The 25651-nt window shown below is 48.2% G+C and carries 30 protein-coding genes, 1 tRNA gene and 1 pseudogene; 27 read left to right on the top strand and 5 right to left on the bottom strand.

The window, feature by feature from the left end; all coding sequences use genetic code 11:
• Window positions 1–19: 19 nt before the first annotated feature.
• The 4 genes from FBF37_RS02770 (at window position 20) to leuS (ending at window position 6078) form a co-directional block, all read left to right on the top strand.
• Entirely contained in the window at window positions 20–718 is a 699-nt protein-coding gene (locus tag FBF37_RS02770) for a histidine kinase N-terminal 7TM domain-containing protein (protein WP_174843593.1), read from the top strand.
• Window positions 719–908: 190 nt separating this feature from the next.
• Window positions 909–2207: a Mur ligase family protein gene (locus FBF37_RS02765; RefSeq protein WP_138079271.1), complete on the top strand. Its 1299-nt coding sequence runs from the start codon at window positions 909–911 to the stop codon at window positions 2205–2207.
• 40 nt (window positions 2208–2247) lie between these two features.
• Entirely contained in the window at window positions 2248–3429 is a 1182-nt protein-coding gene (locus FBF37_RS02760; RefSeq protein WP_138079269.1) for a hypothetical protein, read from the top strand.
• Window positions 3430–3495: 66 nt separating this feature from the next.
• Complete coding sequence (gene leuS, locus FBF37_RS02755) at window positions 3496–6078, top strand: leucine--tRNA ligase (RefSeq protein ID WP_138079267.1); 2583 nt, start codon at window positions 3496–3498, stop codon at window positions 6076–6078.
• Here the strand turns inward: leuS and FBF37_RS02750 are convergent.
• On the bottom strand, window positions 6071–6577 hold the full coding sequence (locus FBF37_RS02750; protein ID WP_138079265.1) for a hypothetical protein: 507 nt from the start codon (window positions 6575–6577) through the stop codon (window positions 6071–6073). The genes leuS and FBF37_RS02750 overlap by 8 nt on opposite strands.
• Before the next feature lie 134 nt (window positions 6578–6711).
• Between FBF37_RS02750 and FBF37_RS04095 the strand changes: the two genes are divergently transcribed.
• The 5 genes from FBF37_RS04095 (at window position 6712) to FBF37_RS02730 (ending at window position 9024) form a co-directional block, all read left to right on the top strand.
• The gene (locus FBF37_RS04095) at window positions 6712–6858 is read left to right on the top strand and encodes a hypothetical protein (protein ID WP_174843592.1); all 147 of its coding nucleotides are present in this window, start codon (window positions 6712–6714) and stop codon (window positions 6856–6858) included.
• A gap of 33 nt (window positions 6859–6891) precedes the next feature.
• On the top strand, window positions 6892–7344 hold the full coding sequence (gene nusB / locus FBF37_RS02745; protein ID WP_138079263.1) for a transcription antitermination factor NusB: 453 nt from the start codon (window positions 6892–6894) through the stop codon (window positions 7342–7344).
• On the top strand, window positions 7325–7822 hold the full coding sequence (locus FBF37_RS02740; protein ID WP_174843591.1) for an NUDIX hydrolase: 498 nt from the start codon (window positions 7325–7327) through the stop codon (window positions 7820–7822). Before nusB ends, FBF37_RS02740 begins: the two co-directional genes overlap by 20 nt.
• Window positions 7823–8554, top strand: coding sequence for a ribonuclease III (gene rnc, locus FBF37_RS02735; RefSeq protein ID WP_138079259.1), 732 nt, complete (start codon window positions 7823–7825; stop codon window positions 8552–8554).
• 77 nt (window positions 8555–8631) lie between these two features.
• Entirely contained in the window at window positions 8632–9024 is a 393-nt protein-coding gene (locus FBF37_RS02730; RefSeq protein WP_138079257.1) for a KH domain-containing protein, read from the top strand.
• A gap of 132 nt (window positions 9025–9156) precedes the next feature.
• On the opposite strand, the gene FBF37_RS02725 is transcribed toward FBF37_RS02730, so the two are convergent.
• Window positions 9157–9855 carry a hypothetical protein gene (locus FBF37_RS02725; protein WP_138079255.1) on the bottom strand — a complete coding sequence of 233 codons (699 nt, stop codon included), beginning with the start codon at window positions 9853–9855 and terminating at the stop codon, window positions 9157–9159.
• An 80-nt stretch (window positions 9856–9935) separates the two neighbouring features.
• Between FBF37_RS02725 and trmD the strand changes: the two genes are divergently transcribed.
• Both trmD and FBF37_RS02715 read left to right on the top strand, forming a co-directional pair.
• On the top strand, window positions 9936–10589 hold the full coding sequence (gene trmD / locus FBF37_RS02720; protein WP_138079253.1) for a tRNA (guanosine(37)-N1)-methyltransferase TrmD: 654 nt from the start codon (window positions 9936–9938) through the stop codon (window positions 10587–10589).
• Window positions 10590–10799: 210 nt separating this feature from the next.
• Window positions 10800–11243 (top strand): hypothetical protein, encoded by a 444-nt coding sequence (locus FBF37_RS02715; RefSeq protein WP_138079251.1) that lies wholly within the window; start codon window positions 10800–10802, stop codon window positions 11241–11243.
• 36 nt (window positions 11244–11279) lie between these two features.
• Here the strand turns inward: FBF37_RS02715 and FBF37_RS02710 are convergent.
• A tRNA-Gln gene (locus tag FBF37_RS02710) sits at window positions 11280–11353 on the bottom strand.
• A gap of 79 nt (window positions 11354–11432) precedes the next feature.
• Here FBF37_RS02710 and FBF37_RS02705 point away from each other — a divergent pair.
• The 3 genes from FBF37_RS02705 to FBF37_RS02695 all read left to right on the top strand — a co-directional run bounded on the left by FBF37_RS02705 (window position 11433) and on the right by FBF37_RS02695 (window position 13537).
• A complete protein-coding gene (locus FBF37_RS02705) occupies window positions 11433–11894 on the top strand; it encodes a phosphatase PAP2 family protein (RefSeq protein WP_138079249.1) in 462 nt (153 codons plus the stop codon).
• Window positions 11895–11956: 62 nt separating this feature from the next.
• Window positions 11957–12448, top strand: a complete 492-nt coding sequence (locus FBF37_RS02700; protein ID WP_138079247.1) for a hypothetical protein — start codon at window positions 11957–11959, stop codon at window positions 12446–12448.
• 18 nt (window positions 12449–12466) lie between these two features.
• Window positions 12467–13537, top strand: a complete 1071-nt coding sequence (locus tag FBF37_RS02695) for a DNA recombination protein RmuC (RefSeq protein ID WP_138079245.1) — start codon at window positions 12467–12469, stop codon at window positions 13535–13537.
• A gap of 55 nt (window positions 13538–13592) precedes the next feature.
• Here FBF37_RS02695 and FBF37_RS02690 read toward each other — a convergent pair whose 3' ends face one another.
• Window positions 13593–14537 (bottom strand): MIP/aquaporin family protein, encoded by a 945-nt coding sequence (locus FBF37_RS02690; protein WP_138079243.1) that lies wholly within the window; start codon window positions 14535–14537, stop codon window positions 13593–13595.
• Between the two features lie 57 nt (window positions 14538–14594).
• Between FBF37_RS02690 and FBF37_RS02685 the strand changes: the two genes are divergently transcribed.
• The 10 genes and pseudogenes from FBF37_RS02685 to FBF37_RS02640 all read left to right on the top strand — a co-directional run.
• Entirely contained in the window at window positions 14595–14831 is a 237-nt protein-coding gene (locus FBF37_RS02685; protein WP_138079241.1) for a hypothetical protein, read from the top strand.
• Window position 14832: 1 nt separating this feature from the next.
• Window positions 14833–15876, top strand: coding sequence for a phenylalanine--tRNA ligase subunit alpha (gene pheS / locus FBF37_RS02680; RefSeq protein ID WP_138079239.1), 1044 nt, complete (start codon window positions 14833–14835; stop codon window positions 15874–15876).
• 128 nt (window positions 15877–16004) lie between these two features.
• Entirely contained in the window at window positions 16005–17321 is a 1317-nt protein-coding gene (locus FBF37_RS02675) for an FAD-dependent oxidoreductase (RefSeq protein ID WP_174843614.1), read from the top strand.
• Between the two features lie 56 nt (window positions 17322–17377).
• Window positions 17378–18460: an adenosine deaminase gene (locus FBF37_RS02670; protein WP_138079235.1), complete on the top strand. Its 1083-nt coding sequence runs from the start codon at window positions 17378–17380 to the stop codon at window positions 18458–18460.
• Window positions 18457–18921 (top strand): HIT family protein, encoded by a 465-nt coding sequence (locus tag FBF37_RS02665; RefSeq protein ID WP_236861223.1) that lies wholly within the window; start codon window positions 18457–18459, stop codon window positions 18919–18921. Before FBF37_RS02670 ends, FBF37_RS02665 begins: the two co-directional genes overlap by 4 nt.
• A gap of 18 nt (window positions 18922–18939) precedes the next feature.
• Window positions 18940–19899, top strand: coding sequence for an alpha/beta hydrolase (locus FBF37_RS02660; RefSeq protein ID WP_138079233.1), 960 nt, complete (start codon window positions 18940–18942; stop codon window positions 19897–19899).
• Window positions 19896–20546 carry a response regulator transcription factor gene (locus FBF37_RS02655; RefSeq protein WP_236861222.1) on the top strand — a complete coding sequence of 217 codons (651 nt, stop codon included), beginning with the start codon at window positions 19896–19898 and terminating at the stop codon, window positions 20544–20546. Before FBF37_RS02660 ends, FBF37_RS02655 begins: the two co-directional genes overlap by 4 nt.
• Window positions 20533–21918: a HAMP domain-containing sensor histidine kinase gene (locus tag FBF37_RS02650; RefSeq protein ID WP_138079228.1), complete on the top strand. Its 1386-nt coding sequence runs from the start codon at window positions 20533–20535 to the stop codon at window positions 21916–21918. The genes FBF37_RS02655 and FBF37_RS02650 overlap by 14 nt, the downstream gene beginning before the upstream one ends.
• Window positions 21919–21927: 9 nt before the next feature.
• On the top strand, window positions 21928–22503 hold the full coding sequence (locus FBF37_RS02645; RefSeq protein WP_138079226.1) for a GrpB family protein: 576 nt from the start codon (window positions 21928–21930) through the stop codon (window positions 22501–22503).
• A gap of 109 nt (window positions 22504–22612) precedes the next feature.
• Window positions 22613–22900, top strand: a pseudogene (locus FBF37_RS02640) (DUF421 domain-containing protein); the annotation flags it as partial.
• A 34-nt stretch (window positions 22901–22934) separates the two neighbouring features.
• Here the strand turns inward: FBF37_RS02640 and FBF37_RS02635 are convergent.
• Window positions 22935–23312: a hypothetical protein gene (locus FBF37_RS02635; RefSeq protein ID WP_138079224.1), complete on the bottom strand. Its 378-nt coding sequence runs from the start codon at window positions 23310–23312 to the stop codon at window positions 22935–22937.
• A gap of 65 nt (window positions 23313–23377) precedes the next feature.
• Here FBF37_RS02635 and FBF37_RS02630 point away from each other — a divergent pair, with 65 nt between their 5' ends.
• The 3 genes from FBF37_RS02630 (at window position 23378) to FBF37_RS02620 (ending at window position 25474) form a co-directional block, all read left to right on the top strand.
• Window positions 23378–23650: a DUF3850 domain-containing protein gene (locus tag FBF37_RS02630; RefSeq protein WP_138079222.1), complete on the top strand. Its 273-nt coding sequence runs from the start codon at window positions 23378–23380 to the stop codon at window positions 23648–23650.
• 79 nt (window positions 23651–23729) lie between these two features.
• Entirely contained in the window at window positions 23730–24071 is a 342-nt protein-coding gene (locus FBF37_RS02625; RefSeq protein WP_138079220.1) for an ASCH domain-containing protein, read from the top strand.
• Window positions 24072–24136: 65 nt separating this feature from the next.
• A complete protein-coding gene (locus FBF37_RS02620; RefSeq protein WP_138079218.1) occupies window positions 24137–25474 on the top strand; it encodes a GNAT family N-acetyltransferase in 1338 nt (445 codons plus the stop codon).
• Window positions 25475–25651 lie beyond the last annotated feature (177 nt).

The raw sequence follows: 25651 nt of genomic DNA, 5'->3' as shown, positions 1-25651 counted from the left end.
GATAGTGTATAATGCACATATGGATAAATTCAGAACACCGAAGCTCTACTGTTTTTCACCGCCAGTGATGTTGGCAACCTTGGTAATTGAGATTATTTTGGCACTGCATACAATATGGCGCTACAAATTAACTCCTGTGACGAGGATCGTCGTGGCACTGCTCGTTTGTCTAGCGCTGTTTCAATGGGCTGAATACAATGTTTGTGAAGGCACGGTGTTGTTTGATAGCGTGGGCTGGGCGAAGCTTGGGCATGTGGCGATTACCATGTTGCCGCCTCTTGGTATTCATTTAGTCTATCAAATTTCTGCCGACAAACGACGTTGGATACCGGTGCTGGGGTATACCTTAGCGGTCGTGTTCATTAGCTACTTTTTGCTAGCCGTAAACGGCGTTAGCGCTGGTGTCTGCTTGGGAAACTATGTCATTTTTGAAAATCAGCCAGGCATCAGTGAATGGTATGGGTTGTACTACTACGGCTTGTTGTTCGTGGCGATTGCCTACGCCTACACTCGTGGCAAAAATGCCAAAAAACACATTCGCCGCTCATTGTGGTCATTGATCATCGGCTATGTACTGTTCATTGCACCAACGACGTTTGTTAATATCATTGATCCATCAACCATCACTGGCATCCCGTCGATTATGTGCGGTTTTGCGGTACTGATGGCAGTAGCTCTCGCAGGAAAAGTATTGCCAGAATACACAAAGCAAAAATAGTGCTTGTGTTTTTGTGACAATTGGTGCATAATCACAAGTGAGCTGGTACGCATAGGGGCATCTCCTATGCTTGCCAATTGAAAGACAAACACATTTTCAACATGCCCCGGGTGGGCGCGTAGCAGCTCCGTTTTGCTATTTCGGCGACTTGCCGTTGGTTTCGGCAAGTCGCTTATGGTATGATGAATATATGTTTCGACGATCATTTGAAAAGAAAATTCCATTGTTAGTGCGTGAGTTTTTTGCTTCGCATGCGGACGTCAAATTGATAGCGGTGACTGGTAGTACTGGCAAAACGAGCGCCAAGATCGCCATCGGTACGGTTTTGTCACAGCGTTATGCTATCGCCATGCCGCAGCTCGAGCCAAAATCTCACATGCAGACCTTGCTACAGATCATGGGGGTGCGCTATCCTGAGGGTCCTGAAAAAAAATGGGGATTCTTTGCGCGCCGCAATATGTACCGCGCTGTCAAAAAACGAGCTCGCGCTGAGCATCCAGAAGTACAAGTGATTGTTCAGGAATTTAGCCCTCAGACTATTGGTTTTCATGATTGGTTTAAAACCGTCATTTTGCCGGACATTGCCGTCATCACTTCTGTCACCACAGGGCGCATGCGCGTTGAACATACCATAGAAGAAGTCGCTCAGGAAATGATCACACTGGGTAATAACTCTCGGATGGCGTTGATCAATCGCGATGACATCGAAGGTCGGTTTGCGGCTTTTGTGACTAATCCAAACATAACTACCTATGGTACTAGTGGGGTTGCAGAATATTATTTTGATGAACATGATTTTTCACTCACCGAAGGGCATTTTGGCGCTATGGTGTCGCCAGAATATCCAGAGGGTATCCAGACGCAATTGAAGCTGTTGGGCGAACACAACGTAAGACCAGCGGTGGCTGCCATGGCCGTGGCTGTCAAATTAGGCATGGATGTTGGCTCAATTCAGCGAGGCTTGGAGGCGCTACGTCCAATTCCAGGAAGAATGCAGTTGCTGCGCGGTGCTGACGGCACTATCCTTCTGGACGATAGCTACAGCGCATCACCATCGACCACGACTGCTGCCATCCAGACGCTATATAGCTTAAGCGCTCCTCAAAAAATCGCTGTCCTAGGCAATATCAACGGTTTGAGAGAATCGATGCCGCAAGAAATGTCCAAGCTGGGATATTTATGTAGCCCCAATGAACTTGATTGGGTGGTAACGGTCGGAGAAATGGCTAACCAATATTTGGCACCATCGGCTCGCCAGCGTGGCTGTCAGGTAAAAGAATGCAAAGACGCCATTGAAGCTGGTAGCTTTGTGCGCGACAAGCTGAAAAAAGATGGCATTGCGCTATTCAAAGGCTCATCAGGCGGTGTTTGGCTGGAAGAGGCTATTAAGATCAATCTTCATACGGCAATTGATGAAAACAAGTTAGTTCGTCAGACACCAGAATGGATAGCCAGGAAGAATGCATTTTTCTCTCGTTTTAGCGATTAGCTGATATAATGAGTAACATAGTAGTAATTTGGAGGGGTATATGAGCATACAGCAGCCAACAACAGCACCGGCTGAGTCAACGCCGCCGGCTGAACAGCCGCCTATCATGGGTGCAATCAACAAACCGAAAAAGAAAAACCGCAAAAAGTTGATCATTGGCTTGGTCGTAGGATCATTAGCCACCATTGGCTTGATTGCAGGATTGTTGTGGTATTTGTTGGTATTTAATAACCCGCAGCGCGCACTGGAGGCATCGATTGTCAATGCAATCATGTCGAACAATTCCGTCACTGAAGGACGGCTGACTTTTGAGGGCAAAGGTAATCAAAAAGTCGCCATTAAACTCAAATCATCGGATGCAGAGAAGAGTCAGGAGCTGCAAGCTGATATAACAGTTAACGCCGGTGGTTCTGATAAAACAATACAGTTCGCGCTGCCAAAAGTGAATGTGCGAAACACCGAAGACGCACTGTACATTAAGCTGGAGAATGTTCGCAGCTCAATTGAGACGGCCATAGACCGCTATATGGAAAGTGTTTCCTCGCCAGGTGGTGCGATTTCTAGCCGATCTCAGACAAAGTCACTCAAAGAGACAATGCTAAAGCAGTTTGAGACCATCATTAATGAGGTTGATGGTAATTGGATCAAGGTTTCTTCAGACGACTTGGAGCAGTCAGAGGAAGCAAAGTGTGTGATGAATGCAGTTCGCCGTGCTAAGGACGATGCTGCTGTTCGCGAAGAAATCGCTCAAGCATACCGCAACAATAATTTCCTGCAAATCAAGAAAGATTTGGGCACAAAAGATGGCCTGCGTGGATTTGAGATTGATTTGAGCGACGCTACCCTTGAGAAGCGTAAGAATTTTGCCAAAGCGTTGAGCGAAACAACATATGCCAAGAAGATTAAAGAATGTGGTGGCAGTAGCTCAAAAGCGCTTGATACGGATTCACTTGATTTCAAGAAGGTAGATGTTTCCCTGAAGCTGTGGATTGACAACGCAAAGAGGCAAGTGCGCCGCGTAGAGTTTGAGGGTTCGTCTCAGGGCAACAAGGTCTCTCTCGAGACAGGAGTCATGTACGGCGATGCCAAGAAAGTTGAAGCACCATCTGACGCAAAAGACCTGAAGGATGTTTTGAAAAAAATCCAATCAAGTCCGCTGTCTAGCTTTGTTCCGAAGAGTAGCACTCCAGCAAGCTCAACAAGTGACGCTGACGAAGCGTAGCTAGCTTAATTGACGGTTAATCGCCCCGCTCTCATGTGGGGCGATTTTCGTGCTATAATTACAGATATGAAACGCTACAATCCGACGGAAATTGAGAAAAAATGGCAAGATAAATGGGAGGCTGACGGTACCTACGTCACTAATCTTAGTGATACAACGCGCCCAAAATACTATAGTCTCAGCATGCTTCCTGGCATCACCGGGGCTGGTATTCACATCGGTCACGGTCGGACGTTTCAGTTTGCCGACATCAAAGCACGCTTGAAGCGTCAGCAAGGCTACAATGTGTACCATCCAATTGGCTGGGATAGCTTTGGTTTGCCGGTGGAAAATTACGCCATCAAGGTCGGTAAAACGCCGCGAGTGGCGCATGACGAAGCCAAGGCTCATTTCATCGCCCAGTTAAAACGACTCGGATTTAGCTATGATTGGTCAAAGGAGATTTCCACCGCTGACCCTGAGTATTACAAATGGACGCAGTGGATTTTTACGCAGCTGTACAAGCACGATTTGGCGTACCAAAAGGAGCAGCCACAGTGGTGGTGTGATACCGACAATACGGTGCTGGCTAACGAGCAGGTCGAGGGCGGCAAATGTTGGCGCTGCGGCAATCCTGTGACCAAGCGCAACCTCAAGCAGTGGTTTTTCCGCATTACGGCTTATGCTGATGAGATTTTGGAGGCGACCGATGACCTAGACTGGACGGACATGGTCAAGACCATGCAGAAAAACTGGATCGGCCGGTCGGTTGGCGCAGAAGTTGACTTTGTAGTTAACGGACAGGATGCCATCATTACCGTATTTACCACGCGCCCCGACACCCTGTTTGGTGCCAGCTACGTGGCACTGGCGCCAGAACACTCATTGGTTTCTCAGCTGGTCAATGCTGACACGCGTGCCAAAGTTGAAGCATACGTTCAAGCGGCGCAGCAGAAGTCTGACGTTGAACGCCAGGAAAATAAGGATAAAACCGGCGTCTTTACTGGCAGCTATGTCATCAATCCAGTCAATGGTCAAAAGCTGCCAATCTGGGTGGCCGACTACGTGCTGAGTGGTTACGGCACGGGTGCAGTCATGGCAGTGCCAGCCCATGATGAACGTGACTTTGCCTTTGCTGAGAAATTTGATCTGCCAATTGTTCAGGTGGTTGACAAGCCAGAGGATTCGGCAGACGTCGGCTGCTACACTGGCGAAGGTGAATTGATCAATTCTGGACAGTTTGACGGCACGCGCAGCGAGGATGCCCGCGAGCAAATTGTCGCGTGGCTGGAACAGCAGGGTTCTGGTCGAGGCAAAACTACTTACAAAATGCGTGACTGGCTGATCTCTCGTCAGCGGTACTGGGGTGCGCCAATTCCAATGGTGCATGTTGACGGTTTTGAGCCAATTGCTGTAGCGGATGAGTGCTTGCCGGTGATTCTGCCAGAAGTCGAGAATTTTAAACCGACGGGCGGTAACACGTCAGTCCTAGCACAAGTTGATGACTGGGTGCGTGTGTGGGTTGATGTTGAGACGGGCAAAACTGTGCCAATCACCGAGCCGAAGCCAGCGGGCGACAATTGGCGTGAAGGTCGGCGCGAAACTGATACCCTGGATGGATACGCCTGTTCCAGCTGGTATTTCCTGCGCTATCTTGACCCGCACAATGATGCCGAGGCATGGAATCCTGAGCGAATTGGTCATTGGATGCCGGTCGATTATTACAACGGTGCCGACCACGCGGTGGCGCACCTACTGTACAGTCGTTTTTGGATGCGCTTCTTCCATAAGCTTGGCTTGGTGCCGACGCCAGAACCATTCAAACGGATGATGTACAACGCTTATATCATGGCGCCCGACGGTCAAAAGATGAGTAAATCCAAGGGCAATGTCATCGATCCGATGGAGATTATGGACAGTGGTTATGGTGCCGATGCGCTGCGCGTGTACGAGATGTTCATCGCGCCCTATGATATGGATGCACCGTGGGATCCGCGCGGGGTGCCAGGAACGTATCGGTTCCTGAACCGAGTGTGGAATGTGGTGCAGGAGTTTTTGGCGGCGCCATCCTCCTCCAGAGTACACTCTTCGCTCGAATCTCCACAGGAGATTACTCGCGAGCGTTCGGCTGGAGCGTCCGCTACTCGCGAACCCTCCACAGCCTCTGTCGGAGGGGGCGACGCCGCCACCCTTCTGCGCCTAACGCACTCAACCATCAAAAAAGTCACTCGTGACATTGAGGATGAGAAATTCAATACAGCCGTGGCGGCAATGATGGAAATGGTCAACGGCCTATACAAATTCAAAGAGTCACACGGTATGCAAGCGTCGGAAACATGGCGGTTCACCCTGGAGAGTTTACTACAAATCTTAGCGCCATTCGCACCGCACATCACTGAAGAATTGTGGCGGGAATTGGGCCACGCTGATACCATTCACGTCAATCACTGGCCAAAGTGGGACGAGAAATATCTGGTGAGTGATGTGATGACCATCATCGTCCAAGTCAACGGCAAGCTTCGATCACGACTGGAGCTGCCAGCCGACATCGACCGGCAGGGCGTTGAAGAAACAGCCTTAGCTGACGCCAATGTTCAAAAATTCACAAACAATAAACCACCTAAAAAGATGGTTTATGTTCCGGGTAAACTACTTAACGTTGTTATTTAGCTTTAGGTTTTGCGTCTGCAGGAAAGACTTCTTTCTTGCCATCGCCATTAGTGTCTTTCTCGACCATAGTAACAGTGAATTCTTTTGGAGGAATCTTGTATTCTGAGTTGTCAAGGACTTCCTGACTAGCCTCTGTAACTACACCAATATTAAGGTTAATCTGGTCTGCAGACCACCCCTCTTGTTCGCCGACTTCTTCAGCGGCTCGCTGTGCCGCAGAATTAACGGAATCACCATCCTGTAAATCGACAGAGAAAGTTTTTTCCGGTCCTAGCAGTGATGGGTTTTCGTGTGCCGCGTTAACAAAATCAACGGCGCCTTGTTCTGCAACAGCAGCAGGGCTGTCTGGTGCTTCGGCGCTAGACCTGCCTTCCCATGGATATAAGCCAAGGCCTAATCCAGTGACACCTATGGCTAGCATCCCCACAGTTTTTCTGAGCCTGTTCTCTATTTTTTCCTTTTTTGCAAAGCTTGTTTCTGGTAATCGTTTATTGTTCATGATTAGTATAATAGCATAAGCAATATAAAAAGTCAAGTATATTGTAGAATATCTCAGACTATACTCTTGAGAAAAATCGTAAAAACCGTTATAATAAAGCCCAAGTGTTAATATAAACTGATAAAGGAGAGATTATGGCACAACCTAAAAAACAGAGCAGCCCGCGAAAAACTGGCCTGCGCCGCAGCCACTTGGTATTGAAATTAGCTCGCCGTGTAAACGGTTCTTCACCAGTTAAAGCCTGGACTACCAAGCGAGAAACTGGCAAAAAAACGAAATAGTAGTAATATAACCCGAACAGGAACGTTTTAGGCATGGCTTCAAACCGTCATTTAGGACGAATCGTCGCTCTTCAGACATTGTATGAATATGAATTTCGCCGTGAGGTTGGAGACGATACAGTCGAATACAAAGACATTCTTGAGAGAAATCTTGATAAGTACAAGTCATCAGTCGATGATGTCGATTTTGTGGATAAGCTGGTGAGCGGCGTAATCTCGGTGCAGCAGGAACTAGATGAGCAATTGCGTCCGTTGGCTCCCGAATGGCCAATTGAGCAGATCGCGCGAATTGACCGGGCAGTTTTGCGGTTAGCGCTGTATGAGCTCAATCACGCAAAAGATGCACCTCCAAAAGTGGTCATCAATGAAGCAGTCGAATTAGCCAAAGCGTTTGGTTCGGATAACTCAGGGAAATTTATCAACGGTGTGCTGGGTACAGCATATCGCTCCCTCCAAGAGGATGCCGATGACAAAGGACAATTTTAGCGGAATACGCAAATATTTTAGCGGACATAAAAAGCCATCAATTCAAGAAATCGTGCGCGAACCAACAGCTGGCGGTGTTGTTTTTCGTCGTAACGGCAAGGGCGAGGCGGAGTTTTTGTTGTATCAAGACGCGCGGGATCGCTGGACCATCCCAAAGGGGCACATTGAGCCAGGTGAGACGGCGCAGGTAACTGCCAGGCGAGAAATCGGTGAAGAGACCGGCCTGAAAAAGATTGAGGTTTGCGGCTGGCTGGGCAAGGTCAATTTTCGCTATCGACGAATTGATAAACTGGTGTTGATGACGACGCAGGTATATCTGGTTAAAGCTCTTGACCCAAATGAAAAATTACAAAAAGAAGAGTGGATGAATGGCCTTAAGTGGTTTTCATTTCACGAAGCTTTGGACGAAATTGAATATGAGGACATTGGCAAATTGATTTTGCTCGCCATGAAACGTATCAGACAGGAGAATTTGTAGATGAGTGGGATGAATACCGCGCCATACCAAGAATTTGCGCGTGAGAAGCTGGGCTTTGAGTTTACAAAGCTGGATCTTTTGATCACTGCGCTGACGCACCGCAGCTATGTTAATGAACACAGAAAATCAGTTCACGAGCACAACGAGCGGCTGGAGTTTCTGGGAGATGCGGTTTTGGAATTGGCAGTGACTGAATATCTGTTTACTAATTTTTCTGAGCCAGAAGGTATTTTGACGGCGTGGCGGGCGGCGCTAGTGCGCACAGAGAGTATTGGTGATGCGGGAGATAAGTTGGGCTATGGGCCGCTCATTCGCATGTCAAAGGGCGAGAAAAATGGTTCAGACCGGGCACATTTGCAGATTTTGGCCAATGCCTTTGAGGCGGTCATCGGCGCGATCTATCTGGAACGTGGCTTTGATGATGCACGCGATTTTATTCATACACACATCATCGTCAAGTTGGATCATATTTTGGAGACTGGTAGTTGGCGTGATCCGAAGTCTCATTTGCAGGAGGTTTCGCAGCGATTAGACGGACAAACGCCGGTTTACAAAGTCTTAAGCGAAGAGGGCCCTGACCACGACAAAGTCTTCAGGCTGGGTGTGTTTGTTGGTGACCGTTTGATGGGTCAAGGAAGTGGTCCATCCAAACAGGTTGCTCAACAAGCAGCGGCTCGGGCTGCATTGGCGGAATACCGGCGACTGAATGATGACTCAGAAAGCGCTTCTTGAGCCTGATTCTGTTATTGCTCGTGCTAAAATGTTTATGATATACTAGCTATACAGTTTAATTCCGAAGGAGGGGCAGAATGTCAACGATTGACCAGCAATTTGTGGAATACATCATTAAATCACTTGTGGAGCATCCGGATGATGTTGTCGTTGAGCGGTTGATTGATGAAAAAGGTGTGTTGCTAACCCTGACTGTCAATCCTGAGGATTTGGGTCGGGTGATCGGTAAACGCGGTGGCACTGCACAAAGTGTTCGTACTTTGTTGCGAGCTTTGGGCACAAAAAATGATGCACGCTACAATTTGAAAATCGTCAACAATGACGGCTTTACTGGCGCGCAGAGTAGTGGAGATGGCACATCTTCTGAATCTGCTGTGGAAAAGTCAACAGAGGAAGCTGTGGAAAGCCAATCTTCCTACGCAGAAAATGCTCGAAAAGAGCTTGCAGAACTGGACGACCTTGATATATAATAAACGTAGTTCAAGCACAGACAACATGCGAGAACAGCTCTATGCGAGCAATGGGTAACCATTGAGAGCCTTATTTGTGCTAAAAAACCGCCCCGTGATGAGGCGGTTTTTTGGGCTATGGTTTAGATCTACTTAGAAATAAGGTGGCTCCACGAAATTAGCATCTGGTGCTGGATTTTCTCGCATATAGGAGGTTACTTTTCCGTCAGCGTTTTTATTGACTATGTAACCGCCTGTGTCATTAGGGTCTATTACGGGGTTGATCTTGTGGTCTGGGTCTGAGATCTCATACACGATGGTCCCAGAATCGCCATCTCCAACCAGATAGTTGCCTGCATAGCAAAGAGGGTGAGGAAGTTCAGTTGCGGCGTCTTTCTTTCCCTCCTTTGGCTTATCAACCGTGACATTCCAATCAATGGTGTATGTTTTATCATCTCGGGTCTCACTGACAATATCGTAAACCCGATTTTGCCGATTGCCTTTTTGTTCTTCTTCTGTTAGCTTTCTTTTTTCAACTTCTCCAGCAACTCGAGCGTCATTTTCCTGGCTAGAGTCAGCGTCCATAGACCAGGTTTGACAGCCAACGGTCACTCTGTCTACGTTTCCGGTGTCGCCCCTGCCGTTGACGTCATTTTCGTATGACAATATTCCAGGTTTACCAAAATGTGATTGTCCATCACAGGCTATAGCGACAGACATTTTGTACATGTCGGGCTGTGGTTCAGCTGAACAGCCGCCAATACCAAGACTAGTACCAACGATGGCTAATCCTGCGGCAGGCTTAGCGACTTTATCACGCAGAAAGTTAGATTGTTGTAAGGTTTCCTTCATAACAAAAACTCCTTTAAATTGTTAGGCATCATTTTACACTAAAAATACTTTTTAGTCAAGTGTATGCTAAAATTTGAGAGATGAGAAAATTTCAAGTGATTACACTATTCCCCGAAATGTTGACGGGTGTGTTTGGTAGTTCCATGATGTGGAAAGCACAAAAAGAGGGTCTGGTGAGTCTGGAAACCATTGATTTGCGTGAGTTTGGTCTGGGGCCGCGGCGACAAGTTGACGACACTCCATATGGTGGCGGTGACGGCATGCTGCTGATGATAGAGCCGCTGTGGAAGGCGGTGGCACACGCCAAGAGTCAGGACCCAACTGCCAAGGTAGTCATCATGACGCCACGCGGCACCAGATGGAAGCAGTCGCTGGCGCAAGAATTTTCAGAAAAAGAGCACGGTTACATCTTTATCTGTGGACGATATGAGGGGTATGATGAGCGAATCATGGAACTGGTGGATATGGAGCTGAGCGTCGGTGATTATGTACTGACTGGCGGCGAGCTGCCGGCCATGACCATCATTGATTCAATCGTTCGGCTGTTGCCTGGAGTTTTGGGTGGTGAGCAATCGGCAGTGATTGAGAGTTTCTCGGATGGTGAGACGTTGGAGTTCCCACAGTACACGCGCCCTGCAGAGTTTAATGGTTTGCGGGTTCCAGAGGTTTTACTGAGCGGCAACCATGCAATGATCGCCAAGTGGCGTGAAAACCATTCCAAAAAAGCTAAATGATACTGAGTTAACGGAAAATACCGCTACATGAAAAGCAGCGGTATTTTGTTGTGGTGGATGGTCGTAGAGCGAAAGATACGTAATTTGTGGTGTTTATTTTTGTATAGTTCGCTTATGTTTATGGTACGTATATTTTTGTTTTTTTGCAAGTAATTTAGTGAAAAATACAACAAACTTGTGGTTATAGGGTTTGCGCATTATAATGAAAGCATGAAAAAGCCGTCAGTCAAACGAATGAGAAAAGAGATTATAAACGTTGGTTTGGGCCGTTGGGCTGGTTTGCTACTGGCAGCGACGTTGCTGGTGACGGTGCTGATGCAGCTGTTTGCTTTTGAAAAATTTCCAGGATTGTTGCAGGTCGCTGGGTTTACCGAAGTGACGGCAGTGGTGCTCGCGGTAGCATTGGTGTATATGGAAGTGCTGGCATTGCCTTGGTTGATTGGACTACGGGTGCGACCTTCTGTATTGCGGCTGAGTTTTTGCTGTCTGATCATGGCGCTGCAGTTACTGACGGTTTTGGTGGTCTTTGCGGATATGCGCGGTATCTCTATATTGTTCAGTGTATTATCTCGGCAATCAAGCATGATCGACTTTGTGTGGCTGGCGCTGCTGTGGGCGCTGTTTGGTATTGTCATCAAAACGTCAAAAAAATAAATACATCGCGCTAACGATGTATTTTGTAGTTCAATGTGGCTGGGGATGAGGGATTCGAACCCCCGATCACGGGACCAGAACCCGCTGCCTTACCACTTGGCCAATCCCCAATGCATATTTGATTGTACTACAAAACATGGTGGTGCGCAAGCTCTGGATGTGCAGGCTGGCGGATGATACAATGATTGCATGGAAGCAATTGTGAAACTGGTGGCAGACGGTTTGGTTATACCGGTGGTCTTGATTGGTGCGTACGCATTGCTGTGCAAAGTGCCGAATAATAAAAAATACCAGACATATGCCAGAGTGTTGATGGCAGGCTTGACGGCGTATGTGGTGGCAAAGACGGTGGGGACGTTCTATCAGCCAGAAAGCTTGCGACCATTTGAGTTGATGGGTGTTGAGCCAGGTGCAGCATATCTGAATAATCCTGGGTTTCCTTCAGATCACGCATTGTTCACCATGGCAATCACCTTGGCAGTTTGGTTCGGTACGCGCGATAAGTTGCTAGCGAGCGTTTGTTTAGTGTTGACACTGCTGGTTGGAATTGGCCGGGTGCTGGCATTGGTGCATACACCGCTTGATGTCGCCGGTGGTTTGTTGATTGCTTGTATTGGTATCATCTGGTACAAGCCGCTAATAAAGCGTTAGCATAAATATATTCATAATCTACATTTGCTTTATTGGCAATTTTCGTGTAATATTAGAATATTATGAAGATTCTCTCAACTATATTTAAAGAGGAAATATCAGATTACTTGTTTAATATGCGAGCAGCAGTGTTTGGTCGTTTGTTGCTGACTGCGGCAGTGGCAGGGCTGTTGGTGTGGTTGGTTGCAACAGGAATTGACCGAGTTATTTTGGAACCAATCGTGTGTAAAGATGGCGCCAACCAGTTGTTATGTGGCAACAGCACCATGATGGCAGGGCATATCGCCACAGTTATCATGGCTATCATGTTGGTACCAGTGTTGATATTGTTTGGTATCAAGCGTCCGCTGGTCGTGGTATTGGCAGCAACGATTGCCTTGTGGGGTGTCAATTTTTGGCAGGCGCACACTATTGTAGCGGCGTTGATCGCATTATTGACCTATATGGTGGTATACGCTAGCCTAACATGGCTCAATAGGATTCGCGGCGACGGCGCAGCGATTTTGTTGATGATCGTGTTTGTGATTTTGGCGCGAGTTGTCTTGTCTCTGTAATCCCTGTACACTAAGGGTATGGAAATCATTATCATCATTCTCTTAGGTATTATCGTTATGGGCTTGGGCGCAACGCTGTTTGTGCTGCAGTCAAAACTAGGCGAGCTGAAGCAACAGTCATCAGTTGAGCTCATCAAAACTGACGTGGTGGAGCTGGGGCGAACCATCGCCAAGTTGAATGAATCAGTTAGCGACAAATTAGAGCGCAGCAATGCTCAAGTGCAAACTTCGGTCCAAAAGCAGCTGTCGGAAAGTGCCAAATTGGTGGCGGACGTGACACAGCGGCTGGCCAAGTTGGATGAAACAAACAAGCGGGTGGTCGACGTAGCGACTGACCTAAAAACTTTGCAGAACGTTCTGCAAAATCCGAAGCAGCGCGGCGTGTTCGGCGAGTTTTACTTAGAAAGTGTGCTGGACAATGTACTGCCAGCCAAGCAGTTTCAGATGCAGTACCGCTTCAAGGATGGCGAGATTGTTGATGCGGTGATTTTTTTGGACAAGGGGCAGATTTTGCCAGTAGACAGTAAATTTAGTCTGGAAAATTACAACCGGATGATCAACGCTGAGACTAAAGCTGAGCGCGAGTTGTGGCTGAATAAGGTGAAGGCTGACCTGAAGGGGCGCATCGACGAAACCAGCAAGTACATTCGGCCGCGTGAGAATACTATGGATTTTGCCTTTATGTTCATTCCATCAGAGTCGCTGTATTATGATCTACTCATCAACAATGTTGGTACGGGCGGTTCGAGCCGCGATTTGATCGAATATGCCTTTCGTGACAAGCGGGTGATCATCGTCAGCCCGACCAGCTTTTTAGCGTATTTGCAGACGGTGCTACAGGGGCTGCGGAGCCTACAGATTGAAGAGCAGGCCAAGGACATCCAGGTGCGTGTCGGTCAGCTGGGCGTGCATATCAAAAAGTTTGACGAGCTGATGACCAAGATGGGTAAGAGCCTCAGTACGACTGTCGGGCATTATAATAATTCATACAAGGAGCTGGGCAAGATTGATAAAGACGTGGTGCGGATCGCTGGTGGTGATCATCAAACGCAGCCAGAACTGATCGATCGGCCAGCGCAGGAAGATTGAATATAAAAAATATCCCGCCAAACCAGGCGGGATATCGTTATAGTAGAACTATGATTTACTCTTCTTCCTTGTTACGGTAATTGATGAGCAAGAACAAGTTACCACCCAGAGCTGCACCGATGAGTGTTGCGACAATTACTTCCAGACTAAAGCGAGAGTAGTTCTTCTCGTTCTTAGCTGGGAATGGACTGTTGCTGCGCACTTGAGTGTCAGTCTTTTCTGTGACTGCCAAAGCAACAGCTGGGTTGAGTGTTGCGCCTGAGATGTAAATTTCTCGTGGGTATGGACGCTCACTGTTTTCTGATTGCGCTGCAACTTGGTTGTCTTGGATTTTGGCTATGACTGATGCACGGACAAATGACGTGATTGAGCCTGATACGACCAAACCGATCATCAATGCCAGACCAATACCAACAGCTTTGCCAGTCGTGCTGATTTCTTTGCGGTTCAATGCTGCGGCGACGCCGAACATGAAGACAGCAACACCGATCAGTTCAACGGCAAAGACGCTCCATGAGAATGCAGTGAATTGGTTAAAGCTGAGCGCAAAACCGTTGTTGGTGATTGAGCCGATTAGTACAACTGCTGCCATGGCACCGAGGAATTGTGCACCCCAGTAGAATGGTACCAAAGCGGTTTTTAATTTGCGCATTGACCACAAACCGAAAGTAACGGCTGGGTTGACGTGTGCGCCAGAAATACCGCCGATAGCAGTAACGATGAGCATCAATGCAAAACCAACGTACATTGATGACAGGACGTCCGATGCAAACAGTGCGGTCAGCGTCAAGATGAACGTACCGATGATTTCTGCGATGACGATGTTGATTAAGTTGCTTGGTAATGCAGAACCCAATTTGGCGCGCTTGCTTTTGCTTTTGGCCGCAGCAGATTCGGTGACGACTCGTTTGACGGTCGTTTTGGTTTCGGTTTTGGCTGCAGCAGTTTTCTTTGCCGTAGCTTTAACCGGGGCTTTCTTTGAAGTTTTCTTCGTAGCCATATTCCCTCCTTAAAGTAGTATCACGACTATTATAGCATAATTTGCTATACTGTAGTTATGGGATTATTTGTAAATCAGAACGATCAGCGCAGTGAGCTGCAAGAACGCATTGCGGCGGAACTACGCGAAAAGGCGAAAGCGTCGAGCTTGCAGGAGAAAGCTAGCTTGGACGGCGTGGAAGATGTGAAATATCTAGAAGGCACAAAACAGACGACGACGTTGGCGTGGGCGTGGATTTTGATCGTGATCATGGCGGCAGGGGTTGTCGGTATGTTTTTAATGCAAGGACGATGATATGAAAAAGCTAGATGAAGTTCGATCAGCATTATTATCACGTGTAGCAGAGGTGGCTGAACCGCGCAGTGTGTTGCGGAGTACGGAGCTGCGGGAGCTATATGCCATCATCGCGACACTGCCAGCCGAGGAGCGCGCGGCGTTTGGTAAAAAAGTTAATGAATTGAAACAGGAACTGGAGCGGTTGGTCACGGCTCGTGAAGCTGAACTGTCAAAAGTTGACTTGCCGCCAATTGACGTGACAGCGCTGATGGATGTTAATGCTCCACGACCCGATTTACTGCCGAGTGAGCGCGGCACGATTCACCCATTGATGCGTGAAATTGACCGCATTTCTGACATTTTTAATCGCATGGGTTTTGTGACGGAAGAGTCGCGTGAGATTGACGACCAATTTCACATGTTTGAGAGTCTAAATTTCCCGAAAGGTCACCCAGCGCGCGATGATTATGATACCTTCATGACCGAAGAGACTGACGCTAATGGCGACCGTTTGATTGCACCGGCGCACACCTCGACCATGCAAAATCGCGTGCTGAAAAAATATCATGGTAATCTCGCAAGGGGTGAGGCAATCGCTGCCATCGTACCCGACCGGGTGTTTCGCAATGAAGACCTGGACGCGCGGCATGAGCACACGTTCTACCAAGTCGAAGGCGTGTATGTTGCCAAAGGTGTCAATGTCGGTAACCTCATCGCTACTTTGCAAGAGTTTTTGCAGGAATATTACGGCAAGAAACTTGACGTGCGTGTCAATCCATTTTATTTCCCGTTCACCGAACCGAGCTTTGAGTTTGCGCTGAGCTGCCCATTCTGCGAAGGAAAAAATCCGGATTGCAAAGTTTGTTCGGGCGAAGGCTGGATCGAACTGTTGGGTTGCGGCATGATTCATCCGAATGTGCTGAAGGCTGCTGACATCAACCCAAATGAATACACTGGCTTTGCCTTTGGCTGCGGTATCGACCGCCTGGTGATGATGAAATACGGCATCGAGGATGTGCGACATTTCGAGAGTGGCAAGCTGGACTTTTTGGAACAGTTTTAAGGAGCTATTGCGCACACGATAACAGTAGTATCTCAAAACTTGTAATAAAAGAGGCAGTTCTGTATACCGATAGAGAAATTGTTGCAGCGAGAGAGATCACTAAAAAAGATAGGAGGAGGTAAATGGATATACAACAATTTGACGCACTTATTATTGGTTTTGGCAAAGCTGGTAAGACATTAGCGGTGGCGCTGGCGAATGCGGGCAAAAAGGTAGCGCTGGTGGAGCGGTCACCAAAGATGTATGGCGGCACCTGTATTAATATTGCTTGTATTCCTACTAAGGTGCTGGTCAGTGCAGCCGAACATCATCAAAGTTTTGATGAGGCGATGGCACATAAGACAACGGTAGTGACGCGGTTGAATGAGAAGAACTATCACATGCTCGCGGATCGTGAAACGGTGAGTGTCATTGAGGGTGAGGCATCGTTCGTAGATGATCGTACTGTGAAGGTTATGGCGGGTGACGACGAGCTAATAGTGAGTGCACCGCAGATTTTTATTAACACCGGTGCGGAATCAATCATCCCAGATATTCCAGGTGTTGATAAGCCGTTTGTATATACCAGTACTGAATTGCTGGATAAAATGACACAGCCAAAACAGCTAGCTATCATTGGTGGCGGTTATATTGGGTTAGAATTTGCCTCAACTTATACCAAACTTGGTACAAAAGTAACAGTATTTGAGAGGGGTGATGCTCTGCTTGCACGTGAAGATCCAGCAATCGCTCAGGCTACTACTGAAGCATTGCAGGCACAGGGTATCGAGATTGTGTTTAGTGTGGATGTGACAGCGATTGAGGGTGAGTCTACTGCGACGATTCGCACAGTAAGTCATGATGATTACGCTGGTTATGATGCGGTGTTGATGGCTACGGGCCGTCGCCCGGCGACAATGAGCTTGAATTTACCAGCTGCTGGTGTAGCGACGGATGAGCGCGGGGCAATTGTGGTTGATGAAACACTTCGCACTAGTCGGTCGCATATTTGGGCAATGGGCGATGTAACGGGCGGGCCACAATTCACCTATGCGTCGCTGGATGATTTTCGGATTGTGAGAAGCCAGTTGCTGGGCGATGGTCTGTACACTCGCGCCAAACAAAAAACCTTGCCGTACGCGGTCTTTATGCAAACGCCGCTAGGTCGGGTGGGTATGACAGAGGCTGAGGCGCGTGCGACGGGGCGCGAAATTATCATAAAAGAGCTGCCCGCTATGGCGATTCCGCGCCTGCATGTTGATAATGCTACAACAGGCTTGCTGCGTGCGGTGATTGATGCAAACACTGAACAAATTTTGGGTGCTAGTTTATTGTGTCGTAACTCACCAGAAGTCATTAATATTATCAAAACCGTAATGGATAATGACCTGCCGTATACTGTACTGCGTGACCAAATATTCACTCATCCAACGGTGAGTGAGGCATTGAACGATTTATTTGCGTAAAGGAGGAGTATGAATCACACAATTTTCGACAAGGCAGTCTGGACTATGGAGAGCGTGTGAATAAGCACATGACGGAGGTGATACGGCACATACCAAAAGTGGTGCTACACGACCATCTGGATGGCGGTTTGCGTCCAACGACTGTCATCGAACTTGCCGAAGCGACTGACTACGACAAGTTGCCGACGCGTGATCCCGATGCGCTTAAGCGATGGTTTTTTGATGCTGCTAATGCCGGCTCTTTGCCGCAGTATATCTCTACGTTTGAACATACTGTTGGCGTGATGCAGACATCAGCTGCACTTGGCCGAGTGGCACGCGAAGCAGTCCTCGATTTGGCGGAAGATAACGTCGTATATGCTGAACTACGCTTTGCACCAGAACTACACCAACAGCAAGGGCTTAGCTTGCAGACAATTGTTGATGCTGTGGCTGATGGATGTCGCCAGGGAGAGAAGCTTGCTCATCAGCAAGGTAAGGAAATTCATGCGCGGCTTTTGCTGTGCGCCATGTGTGATGGAAACCGTAGCGAAGAAATTGCTCAACTGGTGGTTGATAATTATGGCACCAATTCGACAGTTGTTGGCTTTGATATTGCTGGTCCAGAAGCTGGCTATCCGCTAGAAACCCACGCCGCCGCGTTTAGTATATTGCGCGAAAATTCTATACCATTTACGATTCATGCTGGCGAGGCTGATGGTGTGCAGTCTATCAAAAGTGCAGTGTCGCAAGGAGTACAACGGCTGGGGCATGGCGTGCGTATCATTGAAGATGTAGCGAACGATGGAACGCTTGGCGCGGTTGCACGGTCTGTTTGCAACGGACGCGTTGTGCTTGAATGTTGCCCAAGGTCAAATGTGCAGACTGGTGCTGTAACTAAGCTTTCAGAACACCCACTACCGCAATTGGATAAGCTAGGGCTTGCCTGTACAGTAAATCCGGACAATCGGCTGGTGTCTGGCACGTCGATGAGCGGAGAAATGGGTGTCTTGTCGAACGAATTTGGCTACACACTACAGCAATTACGCAAATTAACAGTGACAGCCATGCAGGCTGCGTTTATCGATGAAGCACGGAAGCGGGATATCACAGAGAGGCTGATTATACCTGGATATGAGAATGGTATAATGGGTATATGAATCACACAATTTTCGACGACATCGTATCAGGCAACATGAAATCTTGGAAAGTTTGGGAAGACGAGAAGTTTTTGGCATTTTTGACGCCGTTTCCAAACACGCCAGGCTTTACTGTGGTGATACCAAAACAAAATCCAGGCGATTATGTCTTTTCTTTGGATGATGAATTGTATGCTGAAATGATGCTGGCGGTGAAAAAGGTTGCCAATATCTTGGAAAAAGCCTTTGATACGCCGCGAGTGGCACTGATTTTTGAGGGCACAGGCGTGGCGCATGTTCATGCCAAGTTGGTGCCGCTGCATGGTGATTTGGCGAAGGGAATTGGTTCGGCAGTGTCGCATGAGCAGGCATTTTACGCGGAATATCCGGGTTGGCTGACCACTGCTGATGGTCCAAAAATGGATGACGCCCAGCTGGACGAAATTCAGGCGCGGATTTTGGCGGCGCAAGAAATAAAATAATTGGAATGAGGAGGTGCCATGGCAGTACGTGGTAAAGCGCTGGGGATAACAATAGCCGGTGTCGTGGCGGTGCTGATTGCGGCGTCTGTTGCCTGGGTATTCCTGTGTCCAAGTCGGAGTACTGACCTGCAAAAGGCTCACATTCAGCGGCGTGATTATGACCAGTCGGTGAAGGATATTCAAAAGGTCATTGCTGATGATGCGGCTAATGGCGAGGTGCGTCCAGAATCTCGCCCAATTCTGAAAACTCACGGCAAGAAAACTGCGCGGGCGGTGATGATTCTTCATGGCGTCAGCGGTGAGCCGTCGGCGATGGCAGAGTTGGCGGATTGGTTCTATCAGACGGGATACAATGTCTACGTGCCGCGAGCACCGCACCATGGCCTGAAAGATGGCAAGCAGCACGGCAAAGTTCGCGCCAGTGAATTGGTGAATTTTATGAGTGATAGTGCTGGGCTGGTCAGCGGGCTGGGCGATGAGCTAGGCGTGATTGGCCATTCGGGCGGTGGTACGCTGGCGACGTGGTTGGCACAATATGGCGATGGATTGTTTTCGCGGGTGCTGCTACTTTCGCCGTACTATGAGCCGGATGCTTCTCAGGCACCAAAGTGGCAAGTGGCGCTGCTGCGCAATGTCTATGGCAATCATCTGCTGCCAGATCAATTTTTTGATGGCGCTTTGTCATACCGGGCATTGGCAAATTATGTCATCATCAAGCAAAATTATCGCAGCGATTTGAAGGCGGTAGGGTTGAAGCACGTTGGTTTGATCATCGGTAGCGAGGACCGTTTAATTGACGGTGCCATGGCAAGTGACATTGCAGAAAAGATGGCTAAAAACAGTGGCGCCACGTTTACAAATGAAACGACACCAGTGCACATGGGCGTTGGTCATGAATTGATATGGCCAGGGGACAAGGCCGTGAAACAATACAAAAAAGAGCTGTACGACATGTACGTACGGGTGTACGAGCAGTGAACATCCTCCTTGTTGAAGACGAACCGGCAGTTCGCACTGGTACCGAGCAATTCCTCCGCCAGCGCGGTTTTACGGTGGTGACAGCGACCAGCGGCGAGGAAGCGCTGGATAAGTTCGCTGGGGTGGATGTGATTGTCCTTGACATCATGCTACCAGGGATGAGTGGCATTGAGGTATTGCATCAAGTTCGCCAGACCAGCGACATGCCGGTACTGATGTTGACGGCGCTGCATGATGAGCCGACGCAAGTTGCCAGTTTTGACGAGCTAGCGGATGATTATATGAGTAAGCCATTCTCACTGGTGATTTTGGAGAAGCGCATCAAGGCGCTACTTCGCCGCCAACAGCCTGTCAAAAAAACCTTGTGGCAGCGAGGTTTGGCTTCGGTGGATTTTGCGGCCTATCAGGGATTTTATAATGACACTGACGCACACCTCAAGCCCAAGGAGGTGCAGCTGCTCAAACTGCTCGTCGACAATCCAAACATGGTCTGGAGCCGGCAGGCTATCATTGACAAGTTATGGCGTGATGACGAGGTGCCGTTCGACCGAGTGATTGATGTTTACATCAAAAACTTACGCAAGAAATTACACCTGGATTGCATCATCACGGTGAAGGGAGTGGGCTATCGCTATGAAGAATCTTAAATTATTCCCTAAAACATTTTTGGTGTCAATCGGCCTGTTTGCGGCGTTGATCATTCTAGTACATGCGTTGGTTTACACCTTGATGCCGCAATTTTATCTGCAACAAAAAGAGCGCGAGGCGGCGGACAATCTTACGGCGCTCGTGGTTGAACTACGCGGTAAATCGACTGAGGAAATGCGTCGTCTCAGCCAGGAGTTTGCTCAGATGAAAAATGTTAATATCACGCTGACAATTGATGGACACGATCAGTATTTTCAGGGATTTCAGTCGATCAACATCGTGACCGATAGCGGTAAATCGGTTGACACCAGCGTGGTGAAAATTGCTGATGGGCAAACGGTCGATCCACGCTCGGTGATTTTGCGGCAGGGTAGTGTGGCTGATAAGCAGGGGCGAACGATTACGGTCAAGCTACTCGCCGACGTGGCGCCTGTCACTCAGGCCAAACTCGCCACGCTGCAGGTACTACCCTATACCATGCTTGGCTCGCTGTTGGTGGCACTCGTGTTTTCGTACATCTATAGCCGTTTTGTGACGCGGCCGATTCGCCAGATGGCGGCGGTGACCACGACCATGCAGCGGCTGGAAAAGGATGCGCATTATCCAGTAAATAGCAGTGATGAAATCGGCGTGCTAGGACGAAACATTAACGAACTCTATCAAAACCTGTGGCAAACGATTCGCTCGCTGGAGCATGAGAATAAGCGGATCACGCAGCTGGAAAAGGAAAAAATCGCGTTTTTACGTGCGGCCTCGCACGAGCTAAAAACGCCACTAGCAGCCCTCCGGATCATGCTCGAGAACATGCAACTAAACATCGGCGAATATAAAAATCGCGACCAGTACCTGGCGGAATCGGTGGCGCAGGTTGATCGCTTGGCGGCGATGGTGAATGACGTTTTGCGCTCTGGCAGTGTCGCCGAGCAGGCTTTGCACCAGGAGAAACGGCTGAGGATCGATAAGCTGGCCGCTGAGGTGGTTGACGATTATATGTTGCTAGCAAAAACGCGCGGCATGACTTTCACGGTTGACGCGCGTCCGACGACCATTCGCGCTAACCGAGACATGATACGCCACGTCATCTCAAACCTGGTGTCAAACGCGGTGCGCCATGGCGACGTCAGGAGCGTGATAAAAATTACTTGCAACCAGAATGAGCTGGCTATCGAAAATGCCTGCAGGCCACTCACTAAACAGCAACTCCAGCACGTCTTTGACCCGTTTTATCGCAGTTCTGACGACATGAAGCAACATGCCGATAGCAGTGGCATCGGCCTCTACACCGTGAAGATGCTACTCGACACCAAAGGCCTTGACTATGACTTCACACCGCACGGGCGGGGCATGCGGTTTGTGGTGAGGTTTGAGTAGGAGGATGTGATGGATAGAGAACTAGAGAAAATGAGTTTGGAAGAATTGTGGCAACTATTCCCTATATTTCTTGTAGAACACAATCGAGAATGGGCGCACTGGTATGATGAGGAGGTAAAATCCATCTCCTCATTGGTGCCGGAAAAATATATAACACGAATATCCCACATTGGGAGTACAGCTATCCCAAATATACAGGCAAAGAATATAGTAGATATATTGCTTGAAGTCCCGTCGGAAAAAGAATTAGAGCCTGTAAAAAATATTCTTGTTGAAAATAATTGGCTGTGTATGAGTCAGAAAGCAAAACGAATCTCATTGAATAATGGATATACCAAGCAGGGCTTTGCGGATAAGGTATTTCATCTCCACATTAGGGTGGCGGGAGATAATGATGAGATCTATTTTAGGGATTATCTAATTGAAAATAGTAGCATCGCCAAAGAGTACGAAAAATTAAAACTGAATCTTTGGAAGGAATTTGAGAATGATAGGGATGGGTATACTGATGCAAAAAGTGATTTCATCAGAAAGTATACTAAAATAGCTAGAGAAAAATACGGGTCCAAGAATAGGTTGTCCTAAATTGTGCGTGATTAAAGTCGTCAAACGAACTCTCGGCCCCTGCTTTACATAAAGACCGCCACCAAGTATGTCATACCGAGACACTAGATATCTGTGCTAAGATCAAATCATGAATGAATTCATTTTAGTAGCAATAAAACTGTTGATTGGCTTTTTCGCGCTGACGATAATCATCAACATTTCCGGGAAAGGTAATTTATCACCGTCATCCGCCAGCGATCAAGTGCAGAATTATGTACTGGGTGGCATCATTGGAGGCGTCATTTATAACAATAGCATTCAGATTTTGGATTACATCGGGATTTTGTGTATATGGTGCGCGCTGGTGCTGACATTGAAATGGACAAAGCAGTATAACGTGAAAGCAAAGCAGCTGATCGACGGCAGGGCATTGATAACCAATGGGCAACTGTAGACTGATATACTTACAGTTAGCGGCTATTTTGTCTAACCGCAGCTAAATAATACCGATAATAGCTCTTCGGATCTGAAACGAAAAAGCTGTCATCCATGTCTTCGTTCGGACGAATTTCAATACTCTGGTTGTTGGCATAAGGCTTGATAATATGGATGAACTCAAATTTATATTCCCCAGAAATTTGCTTGAGCTCCTCGCTCTGATAAAACGGGTCAGGATAGTCTGTCATTACCAATGCAAGATACTGCCCCTTATGACTAAACAGATGAAATGTTGTATCAGGACAGAGCGGAACGAGAGACGCCAGCTGGCGAATATATGATGCATCGTCGAGAATTGGAAACGCTTCATTGATTATTTCTGGGAACAGGATGTTTGAATAATTGTTCATATGGCAACCTTGATTATAGCAAGAAAGGTAGGCAGTTTCATGATTCATCTTTTATAATAAAACGTATGAAAATTATCACCAAAAAATCTTACCCTGATTTATTCGAAAAAGTCCTAGCGGGCGAGAAAACGTTTGATATGAGGGTGGCTGATTTTGACATCCAACCTGGCGATATTTTGGAACAGGTTGAGGTAAATTATGACGGAACGCCAACCGGTCGCAAAGTCCGTCACGTAGTCGGCGAAGTTTTACGCACGAAAGAAATCGATTTTTGGAAACAAGAAGATATTGATCAATACGGCTATCAAGTGATGTCGCTTGCCGAGCGGGTTGATTGATGATTATTGAATAGTGATACAGTAAAGCCTACGCTTCCCAGGTAGTTAGTATTAATTTATTCTGATATAATAATCTACTATGACAACACACCAATTAAAACTAGCCACCGAACCTTTTGACGCCATCACTTCTGGCAATAAAACCATCGAATCACGGCTATATGACGACAAGCGCCAGAAAATTCAAATCGGCGACCAGATTATCTTTACCAATCGAGACAATCCCAGCCAAACTGCTGCTGTTACAGTCGTCGGTTTATTGCGCTATGCGACGTTTCATGATTTGTTTTCGCACAATGATCCGCAGAAATTTGGCGGCGAGAGTGTTGCATGGCTAGAAAATCAAATCAACGAATTTTATTCTATTGAAGACCAGAGACTACATGGGGTAGTGGGTATTGAATTTATATTATCTCGATGATATAATAATGACTGTCCTATCCGAGCTACGTCAAAAATCGTAGCCATCACAGGAAGGTGTACATTGTGACTGAAGCATCAGTCAGCAACATCGTCGTGCGCCCAGCAAGGGCTGACGACTTCGATTTCGTCGCGGATCTTATGATCCGGGCGCTCACACCGTTTTATGACGGTGACCACTACGCACATGCGCGGCGCATCTTTGACGCGCACATCGCGGGTGGCATTGACCGTGTTGGCCAGTTCTCTGCTGGACAGTACATGTTCATCGCCGAGAGCGATGGACGGCAGGTCGGAGTCATCCACGTCGTAGAGAAGAAGCAGGGGACTGTCAAGATCAGCCCCCTCATCGTTGATACGGCGTACCGAGGGAAGATGGGCGTTGGAAGCATGCTGCTCAAGCACGCTGAAGATTTCGCCCGTAGCCTCGGTGCTCGGCAGATCTACTGCACTGTGGCAGAACCGAATAAAAAGGCGCTGGGATTCTTCCTCCGGAAGGGCTTCCGCATCACCGGAACAGCGAAGGATCACTACAAGATCGGCATCGATGAGCATATGCTGTATAAGCAGCTCATTGACGAGGCGGGGTTTGACTCGCCGAACATCTCTGTGGTTCCGTTCGATGAGAGCCAACACGCCGACGGCGCGCGAGCTCTCATTCTGTCGCAGATGAGTGGCGACTTCGACGGTGTGGATAGCAACTGGGTTGACGCCCTATTTGCTGGTTACCGTCGTATGGAGTCTGGCGACGTGAACACCAAGTTCAAAATCATCTTCGTCGCTGAGTGCGACGGTCGGGTGGTCGGTGTCGCTGGGGCTACTCCTAAGAAGGGGCGGCCCATCAAGCTGATGCCTTTGGTGGCCTCGTCAGAGGCGGCGTTTGAGGCACTCATTATCGACCTGCAGGGGTTGTTGGAGGACTACGGTCACAAGCTGTATGTCCACTTGGTTCCCGAGCCGTGGCAGGTCGCCTGTCTCCAGCGTCATGGCTGGAGCCTGGAGGGCGTGTTCCCCGGTGGGTACGCGCCGAACAGCGTGGTTCAGCAGTGGGGATTCAACTTCAACAAGGAAGGAGCAAGTGTGCGTAAGATGCGCATCAAGAAGCCCTATTTCGACGCCATCATGGAGGGTCGTAAGACTCTCGAAGTTCGCGTCGGCTACAACAGTATCAAGCGCCTTAAGGCGGGAGGGCTGTTGCAGCTCGAGACTGGACATACGTCTGGTGTGGTACGTATCAAGTCGATCCGCATCTACCGTAGCTTCGCTGACATGCTCTCATCGGAAGTGTGGCAGCAGATCGTGCCGCAGGCGAAGAGTGAAGAGGAGGCACTTCGCCTCCTCCGCAAGATCTACCCTGACCACAAGGAACGCCTCGGCGTTCACGTCATTGAGGTCGAGAAGTAGATAGGACAACAGATTGGGGTGCGCATCCCCTAGATTGGAGAAATCCATCTGAACAAATGCGAGTGACTTGGGCTAGTGTCACTGATACCTGACTTAAGGTATCGAACAACTAGCCTATTTTTCTTGGAAGAGATATCTGATATCTATGAGAGATGGGAGGTTAAATTTATACAACCT

Source organism: Candidatus Nanosynbacter featherlites (assembly GCF_005697565.1).
In the GTDB taxonomy this organism is placed as follows: Bacteria; Patescibacteriota; Saccharimonadia; order Saccharimonadales; family Saccharimonadaceae; genus Nanosynbacter; species Nanosynbacter featherlites.
The sequence above is the reverse complement of the archived record's forward strand: the minus strand, read 5'-3'. Positions and strand labels throughout refer to the sequence as shown.